Annotated in this window: 20 protein-coding genes; 9 read left to right on the top strand and 11 right to left on the bottom strand. The window is 69.2% G+C overall.

Annotation, left to right across the window (positions count from 1 at the left end):
• The first annotated feature begins 157 nt into the window (after window positions 1–157).
• Complete coding sequence (locus tag QT196_RS03155) at window positions 158–610, top strand: MarR family transcriptional regulator (RefSeq protein ID WP_168477329.1); 453 nt, start codon at window positions 158–160, stop codon at window positions 608–610.
• Window positions 607–2010: an MFS transporter gene (locus tag QT196_RS03150; protein ID WP_211117282.1), complete on the top strand. Its 1404-nt coding sequence runs from the start codon at window positions 607–609 to the stop codon at window positions 2008–2010. Before QT196_RS03155 ends, QT196_RS03150 begins: the two co-directional genes overlap by 4 nt.
• Before the next feature lie 110 nt (window positions 2011–2120).
• On the opposite strand, the gene QT196_RS03145 is transcribed toward QT196_RS03150, so the two are convergent.
• Entirely contained in the window at window positions 2121–3164 is a 1044-nt protein-coding gene (locus QT196_RS03145; protein ID WP_168477327.1) for an NUDIX domain-containing protein, read from the bottom strand.
• A 165-nt stretch (window positions 3165–3329) separates the two neighbouring features.
• On the opposite strand from QT196_RS03145, the gene QT196_RS03140 reads away from it, so the two are divergent.
• From QT196_RS03140 to QT196_RS03115, 6 genes are all read left to right on the top strand, one after another.
• The gene (locus QT196_RS03140; RefSeq protein ID WP_290354290.1) at window positions 3330–4850 is read left to right on the top strand and encodes a hypothetical protein; all 1521 of its coding nucleotides are present in this window, start codon (window positions 3330–3332) and stop codon (window positions 4848–4850) included.
• 52 nt (window positions 4851–4902) lie between these two features.
• Window positions 4903–5628, top strand: coding sequence for a nucleotidyltransferase domain-containing protein (locus tag QT196_RS03135; protein WP_290354289.1), 726 nt, complete (start codon window positions 4903–4905; stop codon window positions 5626–5628).
• Between the two features lie 319 nt (window positions 5629–5947).
• The gene (locus QT196_RS03130) at window positions 5948–6397 is read left to right on the top strand and encodes a hypothetical protein (RefSeq protein WP_290354288.1); all 450 of its coding nucleotides are present in this window, start codon (window positions 5948–5950) and stop codon (window positions 6395–6397) included.
• A gap of 72 nt (window positions 6398–6469) precedes the next feature.
• A complete protein-coding gene (locus QT196_RS03125) occupies window positions 6470–7348 on the top strand; it encodes a hypothetical protein (protein WP_290354287.1) in 879 nt (292 codons plus the stop codon).
• A 138-nt stretch (window positions 7349–7486) separates the two neighbouring features.
• A complete protein-coding gene (locus QT196_RS03120) occupies window positions 7487–7873 on the top strand; it encodes a hypothetical protein (protein WP_168477320.1) in 387 nt (128 codons plus the stop codon).
• A gap of 284 nt (window positions 7874–8157) precedes the next feature.
• The gene (locus QT196_RS03115; protein ID WP_168477319.1) at window positions 8158–8394 is read left to right on the top strand and encodes a hypothetical protein; all 237 of its coding nucleotides are present in this window, start codon (window positions 8158–8160) and stop codon (window positions 8392–8394) included.
• Window positions 8395–8420: 26 nt separating this feature from the next.
• On the opposite strand, the gene QT196_RS03110 is transcribed toward QT196_RS03115, so the two are convergent.
• The 3 genes from QT196_RS03110 to QT196_RS03100 form a co-directional block, all read right to left on the bottom strand.
• A complete protein-coding gene (locus tag QT196_RS03110; protein WP_248001001.1) occupies window positions 8421–9428 on the bottom strand; it encodes a serine hydrolase in 1008 nt (335 codons plus the stop codon).
• 144 nt (window positions 9429–9572) lie between these two features.
• A complete protein-coding gene (locus tag QT196_RS03105) occupies window positions 9573–10778 on the bottom strand; it encodes a hypothetical protein (RefSeq protein WP_266735123.1) in 1206 nt (401 codons plus the stop codon).
• Window positions 10779–11112: 334 nt separating this feature from the next.
• Window positions 11113–12459 carry a diacylglycerol kinase family protein gene (locus tag QT196_RS03100; protein WP_266735125.1) on the bottom strand — a complete coding sequence of 449 codons (1347 nt, stop codon included), beginning with the start codon at window positions 12457–12459 and terminating at the stop codon, window positions 11113–11115.
• A gap of 424 nt (window positions 12460–12883) precedes the next feature.
• Between QT196_RS03100 and QT196_RS03095 the strand changes: the two genes are divergently transcribed.
• Entirely contained in the window at window positions 12884–13351 is a 468-nt protein-coding gene (locus tag QT196_RS03095) for a hypothetical protein (protein ID WP_248001000.1), read from the top strand.
• A gap of 145 nt (window positions 13352–13496) precedes the next feature.
• Here the strand turns inward: QT196_RS03095 and QT196_RS03090 are convergent, their stop codons facing one another.
• From QT196_RS03090 to QT196_RS03060, 7 genes are all read right to left on the bottom strand, one after another.
• Window positions 13497–14861 (bottom strand): erythromycin esterase family protein, encoded by a 1365-nt coding sequence (locus tag QT196_RS03090; RefSeq protein WP_168477316.1) that lies wholly within the window; start codon window positions 14859–14861, stop codon window positions 13497–13499.
• Window positions 14862–15100: 239 nt separating this feature from the next.
• Window positions 15101–15949 (bottom strand): YwqG family protein, encoded by an 849-nt coding sequence (locus QT196_RS03085; RefSeq protein WP_168477315.1) that lies wholly within the window; start codon window positions 15947–15949, stop codon window positions 15101–15103.
• Between the two features lie 177 nt (window positions 15950–16126).
• Window positions 16127–16351 carry a helix-turn-helix transcriptional regulator gene (locus tag QT196_RS03080; RefSeq protein WP_168477313.1) on the bottom strand — a complete coding sequence of 75 codons (225 nt, stop codon included), beginning with the start codon at window positions 16349–16351 and terminating at the stop codon, window positions 16127–16129.
• Window positions 16351–16848, bottom strand: coding sequence for a DUF2975 domain-containing protein (locus tag QT196_RS03075; protein ID WP_168477312.1), 498 nt, complete (start codon window positions 16846–16848; stop codon window positions 16351–16353). The genes QT196_RS03080 and QT196_RS03075 overlap by 1 nt, the downstream gene beginning before the upstream one ends.
• A 187-nt stretch (window positions 16849–17035) precedes the next feature.
• Window positions 17036–17395 (bottom strand): MazG-like family protein, encoded by a 360-nt coding sequence (locus tag QT196_RS03070; protein WP_290354285.1) that lies wholly within the window; start codon window positions 17393–17395, stop codon window positions 17036–17038.
• 118 nt (window positions 17396–17513) lie between these two features.
• Entirely contained in the window at window positions 17514–18011 is a 498-nt protein-coding gene (locus tag QT196_RS03065) for an NUDIX domain-containing protein (protein WP_168477310.1), read from the bottom strand.
• Window positions 18008–20038 carry an ABC transporter ATP-binding protein gene (locus QT196_RS03060; protein ID WP_266735135.1) on the bottom strand — a complete coding sequence of 677 codons (2031 nt, stop codon included), beginning with the start codon at window positions 20036–20038 and terminating at the stop codon, window positions 18008–18010. Before QT196_RS03060 ends, QT196_RS03065 begins: the two co-directional genes overlap by 4 nt.
• Window positions 20039–20725: the final 687 nt, after the last annotated feature.

The following is a 20725-nucleotide window of genomic DNA, read 5'->3' as shown; positions in this document are numbered from 1 at the left end:
GCATAGAGTCCCCCGTTCGGCGCGGCAGTCCCCTTCATATCGGCTGAGGCGCGGGCACGGCTACTGCTCGTCCGGCGAGCCCCCGGACGACCGGCGCGCGGACGGCTGAGCCCGTTCGTCGGCCCGTCCGGGACCGTCAAGCAGTAGGGTCTCAACTATGAAAGCTAGCTTTCCTATCAGCAATCCCGATGTGAGCGCGGTGAGTTCGGCGCTCCAGGCGAGCCTGGGGCTGCTCGTTCGGCGGCTTCGCCAACCCGTCGAGGGCGAACTCACCTTGCCCGAGGTATCGGTCCTGTCGCGCCTGGAACGGGCCGAGTCGGCCACGACGAGCGAGCTGGCCAGGGCCGAGCAGATCACCCCGCAGGCGATGGGGATGACGCTCGCCGGGCTCGGGCAGCGCGGGTTGGTGGAGCGCCGCCCCGATCCCGCTGACCGCCGGCGGGTGGTCATATCGGTGACCGAGGCCGGGCAGCGGGCGCTGCGGGAGCGGCGCGGCGTCCGGGCCGAGCAGCTGGCGGAGGCACTGGCCACCGGCGGGTTCACCCGTGCCGAGCTGGAGACCCTGCGGGCGGCGGCGCCGCTGATCGAGCGGCTGGGCGAGCACCTGTGACGGCGGCGCCGGTGCCGCCCGCCACCTCCCACACCGCGCCCGCGTTCTCGTGGCGGTTCGTGACGCCGCTGTTCACGGGATCGGCGATCAACGCGATCAATACCTCGCTCATCGCGACCGCGCTGCTGCCGATCGCGGCTGCCGTCCATGTCCCGGTGGGGCGGACCGCGGTGCTGGTGTCGGCGCTCTACCTGGCCTGCGCGATCGCCCAGCCGGTGGGCGGAAAACTGGCGGAGGAGTTCGGGCCGCGCCGGGTGTTCCTGACCGGCGTCCTGATCGTGCTGGCGGGCGGGGTCGTGGGCGGACTGGGGGAGGACCTGACCGCCTTGATCGTGGCCCGGGTGCTCATCGGGGTGGGCAGCTCCGCCGTCTATCCCTCCGCGATGCTGCTCATCCGCCGCCGGGCGGAGGCGGCCGGGCTGGGCGCACCGCCCGGCGGCGTCCTCGGCGGCCTGATGATCGCCGGTGCGGCCACCTCCGCCCTCGGCCTCCCGATCGGCGGTGTGCTGGTCGACGCCTGGGGGTGGCGGACCACATTCCTCATCAACCTCCCCTTCGCCCTCCTGACCCTTGCCATGGCCGCCTGCTGGATTCCCGCGGACCCGCCGGTCGCGGGGCCGAGCACACTTCGGCAGCTCGCCGCACGCCTCGACGTGGTGGGCATCATCGGCTTCGGCGGGGCCATCGCAGCACTACTGGTGTTCTTGACGGGACTCCCGCAGACCGACTGGTCCGTTCTCGGCCTGGCCGTCGTCATCGGCGCGGGGCTCGTGTGGTGGGAACTACGGGCGCGCCGGCCGTTCTTCGATGTGCGCCTGCTGGCCAGGAATCCGGCGCTCACCCGCACCTACCTGCGCTTCGCGTTGGCGGGGCTGTGCGTCTACACCGTCCTCTACGGCCTCACCCAGTGGCTCCAGGCCGGCCGGAGCATGTCCTCCGAGGAGGCCGGACTGCTCCTGCTGCCCATGAGTGCGCTCTCCGCCCTGATCGCCCGGCCGATCTCGCAACGGAACCTGGTCCGTATGCCGCTGATCCTCGCGGCGGTGTCCTGTCTGGCCGCCTCGGCCGGGGTGCTCGCGCTCACGGCGAGCACCCCGACCGTCTGGATCGTGGCCATCACCCTGGTCTTCGGGATCACTCTGGGCACCACCATCAGCGCCAACCAGACCACCCTGTACACCCAGGTCGGAGCCGGTGAGATCGGTACCGCCGCGGGGCTGTTCCGGACGTTCGGCTTCCTCGGCTCGATCGCCTCGTCCGCGCTGATCTCCGTCGTGTTCCACAGTGAGGTCAACGACCACCGTCTGCACCTGATCGCCCTGGCCATGGTCGCGGTCAGCGTCCTGGGACTGCTCGTCGTGGTCACCGATCGTACGGTCATGGCACGCGCCCGGGTGTGACGTATCGCCCGCGATCCATCGACCCGCATCGAGCCGTCGGCCGGGGCAGTTGCAGGGCTGCCCTGCCGGGACTCGGGTTTCGCGGGCCCCGGCCTCCACCCGCGTGCACGCTATGCCAGGGGGTACCGGTGGACGGGCGGCAGGTCGGGCAGGAGTCCGGGCCAGACGACATTCAGGACATGGGCGCTGGGCGTGAACAGGTCGGCGGCAAGAGTGGGGAGATCGGCGGTGTCGTGCCACTCCCAGCGGTGGATGAGATCCGGCTCCCGCACGGCCGGTTCGCCGCGGAAGTCGACGACGCGCACCGCGGCGGTCACCCGCGGCATACCGTCCACGGCGTCCATCAGGATCGCCAACACCCGCGCATCGGCTGCCCTCGCCGTCAGCCCGGTCTCCTCTTCCAGCTCCCGCACGGCGGCCTCCGCGAACGATTCGCCGGCGTCGTTCTTGCCGCCGGGCAGCTCCCATGTCCCCTTCCGGGACCTGCCCAGCAGCACATGACCCGCTGCATCGGTCACCACGACGCCCGCACCGGTCAACGCGTGCGGTGACGGCCGCCCCTTGCCCCGATAGGTCACCGGGCCCGCGACGGGGTCACGCAGTACGAGGAACGCCAGCCCTGCGGCGTCATGCCGTTCGGCCGTGTGCCATCCGGCGGACAGCAGGGCGATCTCCTCCTCGTCGAGCGCGATGCCGCGGCGGTCGGCAGGCACCTCTGCAGCGACCGGGGTGATGACCACGACCGCGCCGCCGGGGCTCAGCCGTTCGCCCAGCCGGCGCAGGACGCGGGTGCGGTCGCCGATGAAGGCGTAGCTCAGCCGGAAGGCGATCAGGTCGTACGAGGAGTGCAGTGCGTCGAGGGAGTCCCGCTCGATGTCGCACCGTACGAAGCGCACCGTGCCGGATGCCGGTGGCGTCTGTTCGGCGATGGTGAGGGCGGCGGAGGCGTGGTCGAGGGCATCGACGGTGTAGCCGGCGGTCGCGAGGTGCCGGGCGAGTTCGCCCAGGCCACAGCCCACGTCCAGGGCATGGCCGCCGTCTGGCGGGGCGGGGACCAGTGCACGGAGCAGGGTGACTTCGGCGTCGTCGAGCGGCCGGAAGGAACGCCCTTCTCCGTAATGGGCGTCCCAAGAGTCCTGCGTGACGTGTCCCATCGCGCAACTGCCTTTCAGCGGATTGGTGGAGCCGGACATGCGGCCGGTGCAGCGGATGCTCCCACCTCACACCTTGGACCACCGCCGGACCCCGGACCCCGGACCTTCAGCCGGTCCGATGTCTCAGCCGGTCCGATGTCAGTGCGCGCCCCTACAGTGTTTTGCATGACCGCTGAGACACAGCCGGAGAACTCCCCGCCACATCTCCTCCAGAAGTGGTCCGACGAACTGCCGTATCAGATACTGCTTTTGGAGCGACTGCTCCTGCCCGAGGACTTCCCCTTCGACTACGGCCCACTGTCGCTGGACGCGCTGGAGGCCCACCTGCTGGAGCAGGACAACTCCGGCCAGGAGAACGCGAAGTGGGCCGAGCTCGTGGAGAGTGCGACGGCCTACCTCGGTGAAGTCCTGCTCGGCGTCGCCGGCGGCGCGTGGGGCTGGAACACCCGGCCGGTCGACGGTCGCCCCGGGCAGCCGGTCATCTGCCCGGACCCGGAACTGGAACTCTCGCCCGTCGCCCCGATGTTGCTGATCTCGTACGCCCTCCGCGTCCGTACGGGGACCGCCTTCGCCGAGGAGAGGGCGCGGCTGCGGCAGGCCGTGACGGCGCGGCAGCAGGCGATACCGGGCTGGCAGCCGGTCAAGGAGCACACTCCGCTGGTGGACCCCAGGGTGGCGCGCCCGGAGGACCCGGTGCTGTCGGCGTGGCTGGCCGAGCGGAGTGCAGGGCTCTCGGCCTGGGGCAAGGACGCCTTCGACGGGACGTGGCGGCGGAATTATCACCCCGACACCCTGGACTGGCTGGAAGCGCTCGTGAAGCAGCGGTTCGCCACGGTGGCGGAGTTCGACGCGGCGCGGGACGAGCCGTTCGTGCAGGGCGCCTGCTGGTATCTGGGCGAGGTGATCCGGCGTAACAAGGGGGCGGTGTGGCAGTACATACCCTTCGATCCTGGCGCCGAGCCCGGGGCCTCCGGCTCGCGGGAGAACGTCTGGACGGAGGTGCCGTTCGTGGACCAGCCGGACAAGCGGATCGGGGGCGCGGCGATTCCGCTGGAGTGTCTGCGTGAGCTGCTCCCCGAGGAGGACGGGGACGGGGAGCCGAACGAGCGGCGGCGCGGGCTGAAGGGCGAGCTGTTCTGGTTCAGGGCGTCGTCGTACGCACACGTGGGGGCGCTCCTGACGCGGCTGGGCATGGTGTCCCGGGAGAAGGCCGACAGCGTGCTCACGGAGTACGCCCGCTTCGCCCACCACGAGCTGCCACCCCACGAAGTGCCCGATGCGCTCGAAGCGTTCGGTGTGGCGATCTCGGCGCACGCGGACGATGTCGACGACCTGGAGGAGAGCTATACGAGCCTGCTGATGGAGGCCGCAGCACTCACCGACGGCGCGGTCACCATCACCGACGTCAGGCTGCACGGCGGCGAGTACGGCGAAATCCTGGAGTTCACCCGCAACGGAGTCCGGATGACCCAGGACACCGAGCACCAATCGTTCGACTACCTCGACCATCTGGCGATCTCCGAGTTCATCGGCCATGTCGATCCCGACCCCGGTGATGACACCCGCCGGTTCTACCTGGCCGACTTCGTGCACCTCAGGAACGCCCCATACGAGAGCTACTACGTCTTCGCCACACCGGAACAGGCCACCGTGCTGGAGAAGGAACTCGGCCTGGATCTGCGCTGAGCGATCCGAGTGGACGGAGCGACGGCCTCCCGGGCTGGCACCATGAACGCCCATGGATGATCAAGCAGCCCCGATGGCCCAAGCTCTTCGTCTGATCGCGAGCCGTTACCCGCAGGCCCTGGGCGCCATACTCGGCGGCTCAGCCGCACAAGGCCGCGCCACTCCGACCGGCGACCTGGACGTGGCGATCCTGCTTCCGGACTCGGACACCGGCCGCCGCGAAGTGATCCGCCACGACGGCCGCCTGGCCGAACTGTTCTTACACACCGTTGCGGAGCTTCCCGGATTCTTCGAGTGGGACAGAGCGCGCCGCCGGGGCACCGTCCTCTTCATCTATGACCAGGGACTGCCGTTGCTGGACCCGCACGGCCATGTGGCCCGTGCCCGCGCCCAGGCCCGCGCGGTTCTCGCGTCCGGCCCTCCGCCCCTCACCCCCGCCGAATGGGAACGAGGCCGTTACGTCCTCACCTGCTTCATGGACGACCTGAGCGACACTCCACCGTCCGACCGGTACGAACAGCTCTCCCTCGCCGACTTCACCCTGCGCGAGGCCGCACACCTGCTCACCGCCCACCACCGAGCCTGGACAGGCATCGGCAAATGGCTGCCCCGAAGGCTCCTCGGCGCCGACCCGGTACGAGGCAGAGCCCTGCTGGACGCCCATAAAGCAGTGGCCGAACACGGCGACCCCGCCCCCTTGGCAGCCGCGGCCGAGGAGCTGCTCCACCTGCTCGGCGGCCCGCTGCGCGAGGGGTACACCCAACGCTGGGGTGAATGACGCGCGGCGACGTCTTCCAGGAGTCCAACTCGACCACGAACCCACCGTGTTCCGTCGAGTCTGCATATGGCTCGTAACCGCCCTCCGCGCCGATAGGAGTACAGATCCGCAGGCCCAGGGCATCCACCTATCCGCCGCCCGCACGCGCCCCCCTCCCTGCGCTTTCGAATCTGATCGAATCCGGTGTACCTGCTGTGCGACAAGTGCTTGAATCGATCCGGCTCCGACACCGGGCAGCGCCCGGGGGAGGGGGCGTTCCATGACCGGGAAGGCCCCACCCACGTCGGTAACACCGTTGATTCAAGGGGGAAAAGAGCACATGAAGCGCAACATGATGCGGACGGTGGGCGCGGCGGCGCTGAGCACGGTGGGACTGATCGGGATCGGCGCGGCCACCGCGGACGCCACCACCGCCACTCCGGCCGCGCCGCACACAGCGGCAGGTGACTCCGCGGCCCCGGCCAAGGTGGGCATCGCTGCCGCCAAGTTCTATTTCTTCAAGGACGACGACCGGCACGGCGGCTACGCCTATGTCACGGGTTCCGACCGCGACCTGCGGAACAACCGCTGGCTGAGCGGACCGCACAAGGGCCGCACGATCGACAACGGCACCAGCTCCGTCAACAACACCACATCCCACTTCGTGGTACTGAGTGACCACCCCGGCAACTGCGTCGGGCCGCACTACTACTCCAACGCACACAGCTCCGACAACGACCTGTCCAACAACGGGTTCGACAACAAGGCCAGCTGCGTGACGTTCCGGTAGGACAGCAGAGCAGTGCGGTGGGGCGTCCGGCAGCGGCCGTCCCACTGCGCCGCAGTGCGTAGTGAGGCCACCATGCAATTCCGTCATACCGCCGCCGTTCTGGCCCTGTTGGCGCTGGTCACCGGGTGTTCTTCCGGGGTAGTGCCCTCCCCGCCGCGCCACAGCGCGCCGCCCCCGGCCGTGCCGCCCGCTTCGAAGGAAGTACGCCGCCTGGTCCTGCCGTTCGACGCCTACGCGCTCTCCGGCCCCGATGTCCACACCATCGAATCGGCCGAAGACGTGCTGATCCGCGGCTGCATGCGCGCCAGGGGGAAGGGCTGGACCGCGCTACCCCGACCGAGCGCCGTCGACCCGGACCCGCCGCAACGACGCCGTTACGGGGTCATCGAGCCGGATGTCGCCCTCCGGTTCGGCTACCACCAGCCGCCGGCCCCGCCCGAAACCGCGCGACGGGACGAGATCTGGCGCGCCCGGGAGAAAATGCCACGCGCTACGCAGCTCGCCGCGTACGGAACGGACGGCGTCAGCGGCTGCTGGAAGAAGGCCCACGTCCGCCTGCTCCGCGACGTCCCGAAGAGCAGCACGGCGCTGTTCAACCGCAGGATCCGTGAGGAGTTCACCGCCTCGCAAAGGGATCACGCGGTGAGATCCGTCGTCCGCTCCTGGAGCGCTTGCATGAAGCGGGACGGATATCGTTATCCGGATCCGCTCGCCGCCGCCGGCGACGACCGTTGGGCGAAAACGCCCCGGCCTACCCGGCACGAGATCGCGGTGGCACAGACGGATGTGCGGTGCAAACGAGAGACCCGTCTCGTGTCGGTCTGGAGCAAGGCGGAAACCCGGTTGCAGCACGATGCGGTGCGCAGCCACACCACGGAATTCGAGAAGCTCGCCGCCCAGAAGGCCGGCTGGCTCAACGCCGCCCGCAAGGTCATCCACAGTGGCGCCTGAAATGCGCCGCAGCGGGACGGCTGCCGTCACCCGACTGCCGGACTGTGCGGTAGCCGATTTCCGAGAGCGGGCAGAGGTCAGTCCCAGGACAGAGCTGATCTGACAGAGCTGACCAGCGACCCGAGCAGGAGTGTGGCCGTGGCACGGCTGACGGTGGACGGCGACGAGCTGGTGATGGGGCTCGCGTGGTGGGAGAAGCTCATCGTCAGGCACGGAGACGTACGGGTGCCGCTGGCCGCCGTGGAGCGGGCGAGCGTCCAGCCGGACTGGTGGCGAGCGCTGCGGGGCATTCACGTCCGCACCCGTGCACTGGCGGTTCCGGGCGCCCTGTGCCTCGGAGTGTGGCGGCACGGTGCGGGCCAGGACTTCCTCGCCTTGCGCCGCCCACGCCGGTCGCCCACGGTCGTGGTGGACCTCCGTCCCGCGGCCCCGTACGCGCGGGTCGCGGTGTCCTGCCCACCGGGGTCACAGACGGTGTCCGCCATCACCGCAGCCCTGCACCGTCAGCGACGTGGAAACCGCTGAGGAAGTCTGAGCAGAGGCCGGTGAGGATGCCTGAGGGGATTCCGATGGCCCCTCGGCCCTCGGACCTCTCGGTCCGTGGCGGCCCGCTTGCGCGGCGGGCATCCTTTCCCCCGGTCGTCGGCAGTCGAACTCGGCGCGATGCCGGTTCACCCGACCAGCCCTCCCGCGATGGCCCAGGCGGGTGCCCTCGTGTTCCATGAGCAACGGATGGAACCGGACCCACGGCACTGGCGGCGGCTAGTTCCCTGCCGTCCAGTCCCCCCACCAGAACCAGGGAGAGGCCCATGTACGAGATGCGCGCCGGCCCCTCGACGACCGGCAGCTCAGGACAGGAGTGGCACGTCATGGCCAAGCACGACGCCCGTGCCACCTTGTGCGGTCGCAAGCTGGCTTCCCATGGCCCCGGGCCATCGGAGCAGGAAGACGACCCCACCGCACGCTATTGCTCGCCGTGCATGACCGCTTTCCGCGAGATTCTGGACATCAATTCCGCCCCGGCGCCCGAACACCGGCCGGCCTGATCGTCCTGACCGAGCCCGGGGAGTGCTCAGCGAGCCACCCCGGGCTCGGCTGCGGACGGCTTGGCCGGAGAAGTCGGCCTGCTCGGGTGGTAGCCCTCAGCGTCCGGATAAACGTCCCGGTATATGGCACGGGAGACGGTCTCTATCGTTTCGATCCCGTAGTCCCACCCTTCGTTTGCGGGGTGCCCTTCGGGGACTCTGTTGTTCTCGGTGAGGACGACCAGCCCGGAGCCGTACCCGTTCTCCGTGAGGGCCGCCATGCTGTTCACCTTCCAGTCACCCCGGTCGAAAGAATCGACGTCAGGGTTCTGGCTGCGCTGTAGCCAGCCGTTCTTCACATGGACGACGGAGTCGAGCGGAGCGCCGGCGGTGGCACCCCAGCGCTGGATGCTCTGCACCTGTTTCATCAGCTCAAGTGCGTAAGAGCGGCTCTTGCTCCCGAGGACCGAGTCGTCGGTACCAGTGAAGAGGCGCAGTAGCTTGGCCTGGTCGTCCGCGGTGACCTGGGTGAGGCCCCAGGAACCTTCCTTGTCGAGGACGGTGCTGCCCATCCCGGCCGTGTCGAGGAATTCCTGAATCTTGACAGGGTCCGGCTTCTTGGGATCCTTCAGATCGGACAGTTGCTTCCACAGCGTGGTCGCGGCGGCGTTGTCCGAATCAATGATCATCTTGCGTGCGAGAGCGTCTTCCGCCTCGGTGAGGGTGCCGCCCTTCTGGTACAGCAAGGCCCCGAGAATGACCGTCTTCGTCACGCTGGCCCCGTCGTACTTCTTGGCAGTGCCGGAGGTGCAACTGGTCCCGGTGGGCCGGTCGAAGAAGGACAGCGACGCCATGCTCTCCCGGCTCGCCAGCGCCTCGGTTATATCCGCCGCCAGCTTCTTGGCCAGCTTGTGATTGCTGGACGTGCATTCCACCGTCGAGGTAACTGCCTTGGCCTGCTGGGGTGCTGCGACGGAGGGCGTAGCCGCGAGGACGGGCCCGGCGACCGCACCGGTTCCGATAGCGGCCGCGGTGAGGGCGGAAGCCCACCTCATATCTGCTCACTGTCCAATCTGGGAAAAAGCGTGAACCATCGGTTGGTGAAGTACGGGAATTGCCGCTGCTCCGGCTCGGGGGAGAGAGCCGGGGGCAGAACAGGGGCGGGGCGCAGTGGGGATCCGCACCCCCACCGGCATTCGTCAGCCGCGCGTGGCGAACTTCTGTCCCACGCCGAGTTGGCGTAGGTCGGTGAGGACCTTGGGGTCCTGGGCGTCGAGCCAGTCGCACAGTTGGCGGAAGGAGACGAGTCGGACGTCCTGGTGCTTCTCGTCGGTGATGTGCTTGATGGCTTCCTCGACGGCGTCCATGTAGATGCCGCCGTTCCACTGTTCGAAGTGGTTGCCGACGAAGAAGGGGGCGCGGTTGGTCTCATAGGCGCGCTGGAAGCCGGCTATGTAGGCGTCGGCGGCCTGCTTGCGCCAGCGGGGGTAGTTGGCCGGGGGGCCCTTGGTGGAGTTCTGGGACTGGTTGTAGAGCATGTTGTAGTCCATGGAGAGGACTCCGGCGGGGAGGTTGCCGAAGGGTATGGACTGGAGGGGGAAGTCCCAGATGCCCTGCTTCTTGGTGGGCCAGATCTGGAGGCCGCCGGGCGAGCTGGCGTCGTAGCGCCAGCCGCGCTTTTTCGCTGTCGGCAGCAGGTTCTCCTGGCCGAGCAGGCAGGGGGTGCGGGCGCCGACGAGTTCCTTGCTGTAGTCGAAGGGCAGCGGGTCGAGGTCGGTGAAGCCGGTGTTCGTGCGCCACTTGGTGACGAAGTCCATGGCCTGCTGTATTTCGGAGTCCCACTGGGTGGGGGTCCAGTGGGCGACCGAACCGCTGCCGGTGCCGCAGAAGTGCCCGTTGAAGTGCGTGCCTATCTCGTGGCCCTCCAGCCAGGCCGCGCGCACGTTCTTCAGCGTCAACTTGATGTGGTCATCGGTGAGGTAGGGGATGTCGGAGGCGCCGACGGGGTTGTTCGGCGGGCGGTACAGGCGCTTCTTCGATTCGGGCAGCAGGTACAGCCCCGAGAGGAAGAAAGTCATGGAGGCATTGTGGTCGCGGGCGAGCTTGCGGAATCGGGGGAAGAGGCCGTTGCCGACCTCGCCCGCCCCGTCCCAGGAGAAGACCACGAACTGGGGCGGCTTCTGGCCGGGCTTCAACCGCTCCGGCTGGGGCGGCTGGTGGGGCTGCTTGCCGGTGTGCGCGGTTGAGCCGTCGCCGATCGGCTTCGACCTGGGCTTCTGCTGCCCGGGCTTGGCCGACACCTTCCCGGATTCCGACGAACCGGAGGGGGAACAGCCCGCTACGGACAGAGCCGCTGCCGCTCCCACCCCGAGTCCGAGCATTCCTCGCCGACTGTAATCACGCATAACGGTCCTCATCGCATTTATTCGCCCTGAAGTGCCCCAGTGGACGCCCAGAGAGAGGGGCTGGTGGATGCCGGGGTTCCGTTACGGCGGCGAAACTCAAAAAGTGGACCAAGATGCCACGGAGGGTTGTTATCCGGTCACCGATGGGCGAGATCCGGCACGATGTCGCGCCTCCGCTGAGCTGCGGAAAGGCCGGCGCCGATGAGCCGGATTCCCGTGCTGAGCTGCGGAGCGGCCGGCGCCGATCGGTCGGATTCCCGTGCCGGGTTGCGAAGTGGCCGGTGCTGATCGGTCGGATTCCCGTGCCGGGCTACGGCTGACAGGCCGGTGCTGATCAGTCGGTGTCCCGCCCCGCCGCGGTCCGTCCCACCGTCAGGGCCAGCCGGCGCACCCGGCGCCAATCCATCGGCGGCTTGCCACGCGGCGTGCCGGGGCGGTGGCGGGGCAGCCGTACGCGCAGAGCGCCGGGTTCGAGCCAGCAGCGTACGGGGGTGGGCACGGTGAGGGCCTCGCCGTCGACACCGGCCGGGACGGCGGGTGCGTCGGCCTCGATGACCACCTCAGGGACGGCGATCGAGGTCAGACCGGGCCCACGTCGGCCGCGCAGCATCGCGGCCGCCTGCACCGCGTTGTCGACCGTGACACCGAGCACCCCGAGGACGCCGGAGTCCAGCCGATCCCGCCGCCCCAGCCCCGCGGGATCGCCCATCCGGTAGGGGTTGTTGCTCACCAGAACGGCTTGCGGCCCGTCGATGGACACGGCGTCCGTACGCACCTTCAGGCCCGGGCCGCTGTGGTGGGTCAGCAGGTCCGGCAGCATCTGGAGGATGGTCAGGGCCTTGTCGTCGCGATAAGCCGGGCTCTGCACCACGCTCGCGTACGCGCCGAAGGAGGCGTTGTTGACGAAGACGCGCCCCTGGCCCTCCGCCGTGGGCTGCCCGACATCGATGAAGCCCAGATCGATGCGCAGCTCGACACCATCGGTGAGCGCCTGAAGGCAGGCCGAGGGATCCTCCCGGTCGAGACCGAGGTCCATGGCGAAGTGATTGCGGGTCCCGGCGCAGATGACGACGAACGGCACATCGCGTGCCGCCGCCACACCCGCGACCAGCGCCTGCGTCCCGTCGCCGCCCGCGACCCCGAGCAGATCGGCGCCCTCGTCGACGGCCCGCCTCGCCAGCTCGGCGACATCCTGCGGCTGCGCGGGGTCCAGCTCGACGACCTCGGCGCCGAGCGCCCTGGCCTGCTCCGCCAGGTGAAATCTGCCGACCTTACCGCCGCCCGAGCGCGGATTCATGATGAGGAACGGGCGTCTCGGCGGGGCGACCGGGCGTTCCGGTGCGCGGGCCGGCTCGGTGTGCGGTGCCAGTGCTGATCTGCCCGTGAAGACGGCGAGCGTCCACAAGGCGAGCGAGACCAGCACCACCCACAGCAGCCCGGCGATCGCGTAGAGCACCAGGACGACGACCGGTGTGGCGGTCGCCAGCATCAGGGCGAGCACCCTGAGCACCCCGGTGTGCGCGAGCACCCACCACAACCCGGCCGCCGTGGCAGCCAGCCCGGCCACTCCCACGCCCACCAGCGCGAAGCTCCGAATCCCGGCAAACACCAGCAGCACCAGCAGCGCCGCCGTCCCCGCCACCAGTGCCAGACGTGCGGCCCAACGCCTGTCCACCCGCATACGCCTCCCGCCGACTCCGCAGCCTTCCCCCTCTCCATTGCACGGTCGCAGGCGGCGAAGCGCATCATCTGGGGCGGGCGGTCGCTGGGCGGGTGTCGCGGCACCGTCGAGTCCCGTGGCCGTCGCGGGCTGCCGCAGGGCCACGGCTCGGCGCCCCTCCCCGGACGTGCGTGGCACTCAACGGGCCGGGCGTGCGGGGTGCGACTGCTCATGGACGCAGGATGGGGAGAAGGTCTTCACCATGGCGACGAAAGGATGTGTGGCGCGGATGCGGCAGATACGGCAGGTGCGGTGGCGGCGAACGAACGGTAGGGGCGCGGCAGGGTTACCCGTCACCGCACTGTTGGCGCTTTCCCTGGGTGCCGGCGGCGTGGCCGTGGCCCAGGCTCAGCCCGCGGTCGCAAGCGAGGTTCACCTGGGGCCAGTGGCGCCTCCGGCCCGTGCGACGGAGCCCGTCACCCCCGCGACCGCGCACCTCACCATCACCGAGGGCCAGGTCGGCGAGGTCGGGCCGGGCGGGACGATCCTCTACCCGAGCGTGACCAGTTGTCTGACGGTGACCGTCCGCCTCCAGGACGGTGGAAAACTCGGCGCGCACGCCAGCCTGTTTCAGGTGCCGGGGGAGTACCGGTCGGATCGGATCCTCGCCGCCGTCAAACAGCGCATCGGGACGCGGGGAGTACGCGCGGTGGAGGTCAGGGGCGCCGTCGGTGCCTGGGTTCCGAGCTACTTCACCAGGGCGATCGAGAGTTACGAAGAGGGCGAGCAGGTACCCGTCCCCACCGGGCCCGACCCGAAGGGCCTGGCCAGGGCGGTGGCGGACGGGCTCGGGGAGCCGCGGGGCAAGGTGACGGTCGTGGATCTGCCCGACGGCGACCAAACGGTGGACTGAGCCGGGCCGGCCGTCGTGGGCGGACACGGCCGGACGCGGGGGGTGACCCGGTCACCACCCGACACCTGCCTGGCCCGCCCTGGTCACCGGCCCGGTGACCAGGGCGACGGGCCCGCCGCGGAGGACGCCGACAGCTCCCTTCAGCTCACTTCGCGGCGGGCGCCGGGGCAGCCAGCAGCCGGGCCGCCCGGACGCGGTGCAGATGGACGACGATGTCGTGCGACCGCGCGAGCGCGATCCGGTACTCCGTCCCGGGCCCGGGATATTCCGTGCCGATGGTCTTGGTCATACGGGCCGTGGACAGCCAGGTGCGCGCCGCGGGCGGGGCGGTGCGCAGGTCCAGGACGTAGTCGCGGTGGCGCACCTGGTCCAGGGTGTACTCATTGGTGCCCGGTTTCGCGGGACCCACTGTGAAGGCCCGGACCTGCCCATCGGCTCCGGTGGCGTTGAACGAACCCCGGTCGAAGGTCATGCCGATGCTCACATAGCGGGAGCCCAACCTGTCGCGCAGAAAGCTCCCTTGCACCTTCGGGTAGTTCTTCGGATCGTGGGTCCGCAGGGCGACATGCCCATCATGAGCTGACAGCAATGTCTTGTCCCCGGTGTGCTTCTGCCACCAGGCCACGTTGTCCGCCATGACCGCGTCGCGGTAGCGCATGGCCGCCGCTACCTGCCGCGGATCGTCGAGGTCGAAGGCGTAGCCCCGGGCCGTCTGATCGATGGCGGTGGCGTGCTGTACGGCCCAGGCGTGCGCCTCCCCACCGCCGGAACCCGCGCCGGGTTGCTGCCGTTTGAGCAGACTCAGCGCGCGCCCGGTCCGGTCTGCTATCGCCTTCCGTTCGGCCAGCGGCTGTTTCAGATACCTGTTGATATGGGCGTCGACGGTGGTCGTCGGCCGCAGACCGCGGTAGAGCTCGGCGAAGCGCGGCAGCAGCGCCGGGTGGGTCTTGGCCACATAGCCGGTCACCTGGTCATAGAGTCCCGGCCCGGCGTACCCGAAGTCATCGCCCATGAACTGCACCGGATCGTGCGGATGCCGGGTGTTGTAACTGCGCATCCATGTCAGCAAGTTCAGGTAGTCGGCGTTGTTCCACCAGGAGTAGTTGCTCTGGAACTCCTCGCGCATGATCTGCCGTGGATCGCCCTTGCCGTGCAGCACATAGTCATTGAGCCGTAGCCCGGTGCTCCAGCTCCCCTCCAGGGCGAAGCTGCGAAACCCCTTTTCCTCGACGAGGTAGCGGAAGACCCGGTGCTTCATGGCGAAGAATTCATGCGAACTGTGGGTTGCCTCGCCCAGACCCACCACCCGCGCGTCCTTCACCATCCGGCCGACCGGGCGCAGATCGTCCAGGCTCCTATGGGGCTCGGTGGTGCGCAGCGCGTGCGCGTTCCGTTCCAGGGCGGGTACCGGCGACTGTCCCGGCGTCTGCGCCGAGCACGGAGCCGCGGCGGCGGCCACCGCACCGAGCGAAAGGAGCAATGCGAGGAAAGCGGACCTGTGTTGTCTCATCCCCTAAGACTTGCGGCCGGCCGCGACGGCGACCATGCACCCCACCCCCCAATCACGGGTGGGGCTGTCCCCACCGACCAGGCATGCAGGGCAGGGCGGCTGTGGCTGCGGATGGGTCGGCTGGACCGGCTGGGCCGGTGGCCCCGGTGGCTGGCCCACCCGCCACGACGGGCAACTCCATCACTGGGCCCTCGCCTGACAGGGGTATGGGTGGGTGGCGGAAACGTGAGGGGGTCTCCTCAGCAGCACTGCCAGGTGAACATGGCGCGGTCGAAGCGGCCTTTGGCCAGGTCTTCGGGACGTATGAGCCAGTAGAGCGCACCGCAGTCGCCCCACATCATGTCCGCGTCGTTATCCGAGTCGAACTGCGCCAGCAGCACCCACCGGAGGGCCTCCTCCTTGATACGGGGGTCATTCCACGGCGGGTTCCCCAGCGCGCCGTGGGCGACCTCGGTCTCCACCTCGCCCTGCACCGGGTGCGCATGGCCACCGATGCGGTGCTCCGTGCCCTCGAAGTGATCCCCCAGGGCCTCCTGGAAGTCCTCGCCCCACACCGGATGGTCATCGGGCATCGGCGCGAACTCCCGGTAGACCACCGGGTGCCAGAGGTGCGGTGCCGTCGTCTCCACACGTGCCGTCAGCGGAACCACGGGGTACGGCTGAATGTCTTCCGGCGCCATCCGCTCGGCAACGGGAACGCCCGCAGGTATGTACAGGACGCGCGCTCCCGCCCAACTGTCGGGCTCACCGGGATCGACCACCGCAGAGCCGTCGTCCAACTGCCCGTCAAAGTAGAAGAAGGCCAGGGTGCCGTCCGTCGGCATGGCGATATCGAGGGCGCCCGAGGGGAGCGCGGCACAGTCGAGCGAAGCAACAAAGGCCAGCGGCCCATGCCCCTCCCATACGGGCCACTCCTCACCCTCCGGCAGCCCCGGCACCCCACCGAGCCGACCGACAACCGAGCCCGCCCCCTCAGCCTTCTCCAGTCGCAGCCCGGGCCGCAGCAGCCCGATCCACCGCTCGGCGATCTCCTGAGGCAAGTACTCGCGCGCGAGTGTGTGCAGTGCATCGACAGCGCTCTGTGTCATGCAAACCATGATGCCGGGGACCACTGACAACGGGCTGTCCTGCTCCTGCCCAGCGGCGCTTGGAGGCACGGTCATCGTTGTTAGTCCCGCTACCGGGGTCCTCTGCGGCGCCTTTCGGCAAACGGCGCTGGTCACAGTCCACAGCGAGTGGCTGTGACCAGCCGTTCCCGACAGACGCTAGGCGTCATCCACCCCCTCGTCAGGCACCCAGCGCAGTACGTCGCCGGGCTGGCAGTCGAGTGTGCGGCAGATCGCGTCGAGTGTCGTGAAGCGCACAGCCTTCGCGCGGCCGTTCTTCAGTACGGCGATGTTGGCGGGGGTGATGCCGACGGCATCGGCGAACTCGCCCACCGACAGGCCGCGTTTGGCGAGCTGGAGGTCGAGATCGACGATGATCGCCATCAGACCACCTCGGCGATCTCGGTCTGTAGCTCCGTCGCCTTGTGCAAGAGGCTGCGCATGATGACGATGAGCATCGCGAACGCTGCCCCCACGCCCACGCTCGCGATCGCTGCGGCCAGTGCGCCGATAACCTCCATGCCGTCACTGGGCGAAGGGATGTCGGTGACGGCCAGATGTCCGGTGACGCCGATCGCCAGCAGCGTGGCCACGAGGGAGCACCCGATGATGGTGTCGACCCATCGGAACGCCCGCGGAGTGAAGATCGCGTCGCGTTGGACCATGGTGAGCAGCATCCACACGGCGGCGAGCGCAACTTGGACGCAGGCGATACCGACGATCGCCACTGTCACATAAGGCGTGGCGAAGGGGGCGTAGGGAGGGAAGCGGTCGACCTCATCGGCTGCCGTGGTCGGGATGACCACGATCTGGCCGAAGAGTCCGAACAAGATCACTGCGGCGATGCCGACCCGGAGCGCGGCGATGTAGAAACGATGCATGTATCGATTATCGATTGGTTTCGATCGAAAATCAATCGATGGTGTTTCCGGGCGTGTGCGCGTTGCGTCCCGCCCGCGCCGCCGCCCCGCCCCTGCTCCCCGTCGGATGCGCGACGCTTGGTGCGTTCCGGGGAGCGAGGGCGGGCACCCGAGTCCTGGCGGCAGTCAGATGCCGCTCACTGCGCCGTCACGCAAGGGGTGACACCTGCGCCGGGCTCGGAGGAAGGAGGAACTTGGCTGCTTTGGCGGCGAGTTGCTGGCGGAGGTAGGGCGCGGCGTCGTCGGGGCGCATGCGGGCGAGAGCGACCAGGCCGGTGATGATGACGTCGGCGACCTCGGCGTGCACGTCCTGCCAGGTGTGACTGTCGCCCTTGCGGGGGTTGGTGCCGCGGACACCGATGACGGCTTGGGAGGCTTCGCCGGTCTCCTCGGCGATTTTCAGCACCTGGAGGGTCCACTGCTGGGCGGCGTCCAGACCGCGTTCGTCGTCATGGGTGTTGAAGCGTCGGGCCAGGCGGGCGACGGTGTCCCAGGTGTCGCTGTGCACGGTGGTGTCTCCTTTGGTGGTGGGGGGCAGCGGGAGGGCGTCGAAAGCGCGAGCTGCGGTGGGGAGCGTCGACAGGGGTGGGCGGGGCTCCGGACGCGGCCGCCTGCCCTGGCGTCGGTTACGTCCAGCCGTACTCGGTGTAGAGGCGTCCCGCCTGGATGCCGTCGATGGCGGCGCGGGCGTATGGGACGAGTGGCTCGGGGAGTGCCTCCGGGGGCCACCAGTTCCAGCTGACGCACCTGTCGGGTTCGAGGGTTTCCGGTGTGCCTGTCCAGTGGCGGGCGCGGAAGACCAGTTGCAAGCGGGGCGGTGTGCCGGGCGTATCGACGAGGTGGACGGCGTGCGCGTACTCGACGTCGGCGGGGTCGATGAGCAGGCCGGCTTCCTCGTGGGCTTCTCGGACGAGGCAGGTGACGGCGGATTCCTGTTCGCAGTGGCCGGCCAGGAAGTGCCAGGTCCTCGCTGCGTAGGCGGAGTCGGGGTGGCGCAGGCCGAGCAGGATTTCGCCGTGGGCGTTCTCCAGGTAGAGATGGACGCCGATGATGTGGGGGACGCCTCGTTCGCTGGTGGCTGGTGCCGACGGGGTCGAGTCGGTCGGTGAAGTCTGGTCGTTCATGGGTGTGCTGTCCTTGTGTCGGGGTCGGAGGGCGCGGACGCGGCCTGGTAGCCGGCTGCCTGGAGGGTGAACATCTGGGCGTAGTCGCCGCCGAGAGACATGAGCTGCTGGTGCGAACCGGCTTCGGTGATCCGGCCCCCGTCGAAGACGAAGATCCGGTCGCACTCCACGACGCTCGCCAGCCGGTGCGAGATCAGCACGGTGATCTGATCCGCCCGGTTCTTGTTCCGCAACACCGCCTGATACACCGCGTGTTCGGCCTTGGGGTCCATGCTCGCCGTCGGTTCGTCGAGCAGCAGCACGGGAGCGTTCTTGTACAGCCCCCGCGCGACGGCGATTTTGGCCCACTGGCCGGCCGACAGCTCCTGGCCGCCCCGGAACCGTTTGGACAGCACCGCCTGCCAGGTCCCCGGCAGACCGGCGATGACCTGCTCGGCACCGGAGGCCCGTGCGGCGTCCCACGCCCGTTGAGGATCGGCCTCCGTGAGCGTGCCGCGCGAGACCGTGAGGTTCGCCAGCGCGCTGAAGGGAAAGTGCACCGGGTCCTGCAACACGGTGGCGACGCGTGCCTGTAGCGACTCGGCGTCCATGTCCCGCACGTCCACCCCGTCCCAGCGCACCGCACCTTCATCCGCCTCGTACAGCCCGGCGATCAACCGTGAACAGGTGCTCTTGCCCGAGCCGTTGACGCCCACGAAGGCGACGGTCTCCCCGGCGCGCAGCGTCATCGAGATGCCGCTCAGCGCGGGGGCCTCCTTGCCGGGGTAGGTGAAGCTGACGTCGTCGAGCGTGAGGGTGGCGACGGTGGCGGGCGCGGTCACCGTACGCCGACGGGGCTGTAGCCCACGGCAGCGTTCCTGGAACGCCAGGAGGTCATCGACCCACATGGCGTGCTCATAGACCAGATGCGCCACATCCACGAAACGCGTCAGCGCGGTCTGTCCGGTCTGGATCGCCAGCACCGCGCCGGCGCCGGCCGCCAGGGGAAGCCACCCGGCGATCAGCATGGCCCCCAGCGCGACGTAGGTGACGCCGGTCCCGACGCCTCCCACGGCCCGGCCGGCCAGCGTCAGCAGCGCGGAACTCACCCCGAGGTGGGTGTCCTCCTCGGCGATCCGGGCGGTCAGCCGGCGGTGCTCGTCCAGGATGGCGTTCTGGGCGGTGTCGGAGCGCAGTTCGGCGGCGGCGTCCCGCTCCAGCAGCAGCCAGGAGAAGACCCGCACCCGGCGCTGGAGCGCGTTCCACCGCTTGAAGCTGTGGAACCGGGCCCGTGCCGTGCGTACGGCCGCGGCGCCCACGGGCAGGACGGACAGCAGGAGCAGCGGGAGGAGAGCGGGGTGCAGGGAGGTGAGGACGCCGGCCGTCCCGATGAGCCCGAGGAGTGTGGAGGCCAGCGAGACGACCTGGCCGACGATCTGCCGGGCGTAGAACAGGCCGCGGTCGGAAGCGCGGTAGGCGTCGTCGTGCCAGTCGGCGTCATCGACGACCTCCAGCCGGACGTGCGCGGTCAGCCGTAGGAAGTCACATTCCAGCGCGGTACGGATCTTCGGTGTCACCCGCGCCTGCGCGACGGCGACCCCGGCCTCAAGGAGTGCCCGTGCGGACAGGAAGCCCACGACGAGCAGGATCTGCGGCACCGCGTTGCGGACCTTGTCGGGTGTCGGCCCGTGGCCGAACAGCTCACGCAGCACGGCGACCGAGGCCACCAGCCCGAAGGCCGACATGGCTGCGGAGACCAGTTGCAGCACCACGACGGCCAGCGTGGCCGAGCGGTCGGCCTGCCATGCCAGCCGGCCGATCTGCCGGACGATGCGCGGCAGCCGCACCAGGACTTCGCGGACCGTCGACTTGGCCGCGGCGCCGTCGTAGACCGACCAGTACGCCTCTTCCAACTCATCGGCCAGATCGCCGTCCCCCGGCCCCGTGGGCGCAGCCGTCGGTGGCAGTCCCAATGGTTCACGGCGGGGGCCCGGCACGCCGGCTCGCTCATCCGGTGACGGGGACGCGGCCCCTTGCGCCGTACTCATGCCCACCACCTCGTGGCCATACGGGACGAGCGGTCAACGGGCCATGCGGAAGCGTCAAGCACGCGCCCGGGGCGGACAGTGGGTAAGAGCCCAGGCTGCCGCCGTTCGAACCCGGCGGGGCCATGCACGAGGACGGGCACAGGATCCATGACTTCTCCAGGAAGGTGAGTCGTGGGCACAGGTGCTCTAAAGAACGGTCGGTTTGGCTCCCCGTAACGGGTGACGAGGGGGCAGATTGTGGATGCATGTTCTATTGGGTGGCGGAGGCCGGGGGCGGCCTTGATGGCGGGGTGGTGGGGCGGCTCGAACGGTGGTTGTCACCCGTTCGTGGGATTGCGTGGGTCTGGTAGCCGGTCGGCCCGGGTGGGTTGCGGCATGGGTGGGGTTCGGGTGCGGTTGCGGCGCGGGGTGAAGGGCCGGTGGCGCCGGCGTGCTCCGCTGAGCTGACGGGCGGGGTATCGGGAGGCGGCGGGGCCGTCGGGTGCCCCGCGACAATCCTCAGCTGGCGCGGCGTCAACTACGAAGCGCTCGTTCGGAATTCAACTGCACCAGGTGGAGTTGATGGCGCCGACGCCGTCGCCGCCATCTCCCGCCACCACGTCGCGCTTTTTCGAAGCATTGTTACGTTCTCATCATCTAGCGACAGAAAAACCGTTACATGCGGTTCCAAGCATGGACCTCATGACC

This window comes from Streptomyces sp. P9-2B-2 (genome assembly GCF_030406865.1).
GTDB lineage: Bacteria > Actinomycetota > Actinomycetes > Streptomycetales > Streptomycetaceae > Streptomyces > Streptomyces platensis.
The sequence above is the reverse complement of the archived record's forward strand: the minus strand, read 5'-3'. Positions and strand labels throughout refer to the sequence as shown.

Bases quoted from the DNA above. Each gene is read 5' to 3' on its own strand.
- QT196_RS03125 (WP_290354287.1), top strand. From the start codon at position 6,470: ATGCAATTCCGTCATACCGCCGCCGTTCTGGCCCTGTTGGCGCTGGTC.
- QT196_RS03140 (WP_290354290.1), top strand. From the start codon at position 3,330: ATGACCGCTGAGACACAGCCGGAGAACTCCCCGCCACATCTCCTCCAG.
- QT196_RS03060 (WP_266735135.1), bottom strand. From the start codon at position 20,038: ATGAGTACGGCGCAAGGGGCCGCGTCCCCGTCACCGGATGAGCGAGCC.
- QT196_RS03085 (WP_168477315.1), bottom strand. From the start codon at position 15,949: ATGACACAGAGCGCTGTCGATGCACTGCACACACTCGCGCGCGAGTAC.
- QT196_RS03100 (WP_266735125.1), bottom strand. From the start codon at position 12,459: ATGCGGGTGGACAGGCGTTGGGCCGCACGTCTGGCACTGGTGGCGGGG.
- QT196_RS03075 (WP_168477312.1), bottom strand. From the start codon at position 16,848: ATGCATCGTTTCTACATCGCCGCGCTCCGGGTCGGCATCGCCGCAGTG.
- QT196_RS03145 (WP_168477327.1), bottom strand. From the start codon at position 3,164: ATGGGACACGTCACGCAGGACTCTTGGGACGCCCATTACGGAGAAGGG.
- QT196_RS03090 (WP_168477316.1), bottom strand. From the start codon at position 14,861: ATGAGACAACACAGGTCCGCTTTCCTCGCATTGCTCCTTTCGCTCGGT.
- QT196_RS03130 (WP_290354288.1), top strand. From the start codon at position 5,948: ATGAAGCGCAACATGATGCGGACGGTGGGCGCGGCGGCGCTGAGCACG.
- QT196_RS03065 (WP_168477310.1), bottom strand. From the start codon at position 18,011: ATGAACGACCAGACTTCACCGACCGACTCGACCCCGTCGGCACCAGCC.
- QT196_RS03115 (WP_168477319.1), top strand. From the start codon at position 8,158: ATGTACGAGATGCGCGCCGGCCCCTCGACGACCGGCAGCTCAGGACAG.
- QT196_RS03080 (WP_168477313.1), bottom strand. From the start codon at position 16,351: ATGGCGATCATCGTCGATCTCGACCTCCAGCTCGCCAAACGCGGCCTG.
- QT196_RS03105 (WP_266735123.1), bottom strand. From the start codon at position 10,778: ATGCGTGATTACAGTCGGCGAGGAATGCTCGGACTCGGGGTGGGAGCG.
- QT196_RS03155 (WP_168477329.1), top strand. From the start codon at position 158: ATGAAAGCTAGCTTTCCTATCAGCAATCCCGATGTGAGCGCGGTGAGT.
- QT196_RS03135 (WP_290354289.1), top strand. From the start codon at position 4,903: ATGGATGATCAAGCAGCCCCGATGGCCCAAGCTCTTCGTCTGATCGCG.
- QT196_RS03110 (WP_248001001.1), bottom strand. From the start codon at position 9,428: ATGAGGTGGGCTTCCGCCCTCACCGCGGCCGCTATCGGAACCGGTGCG.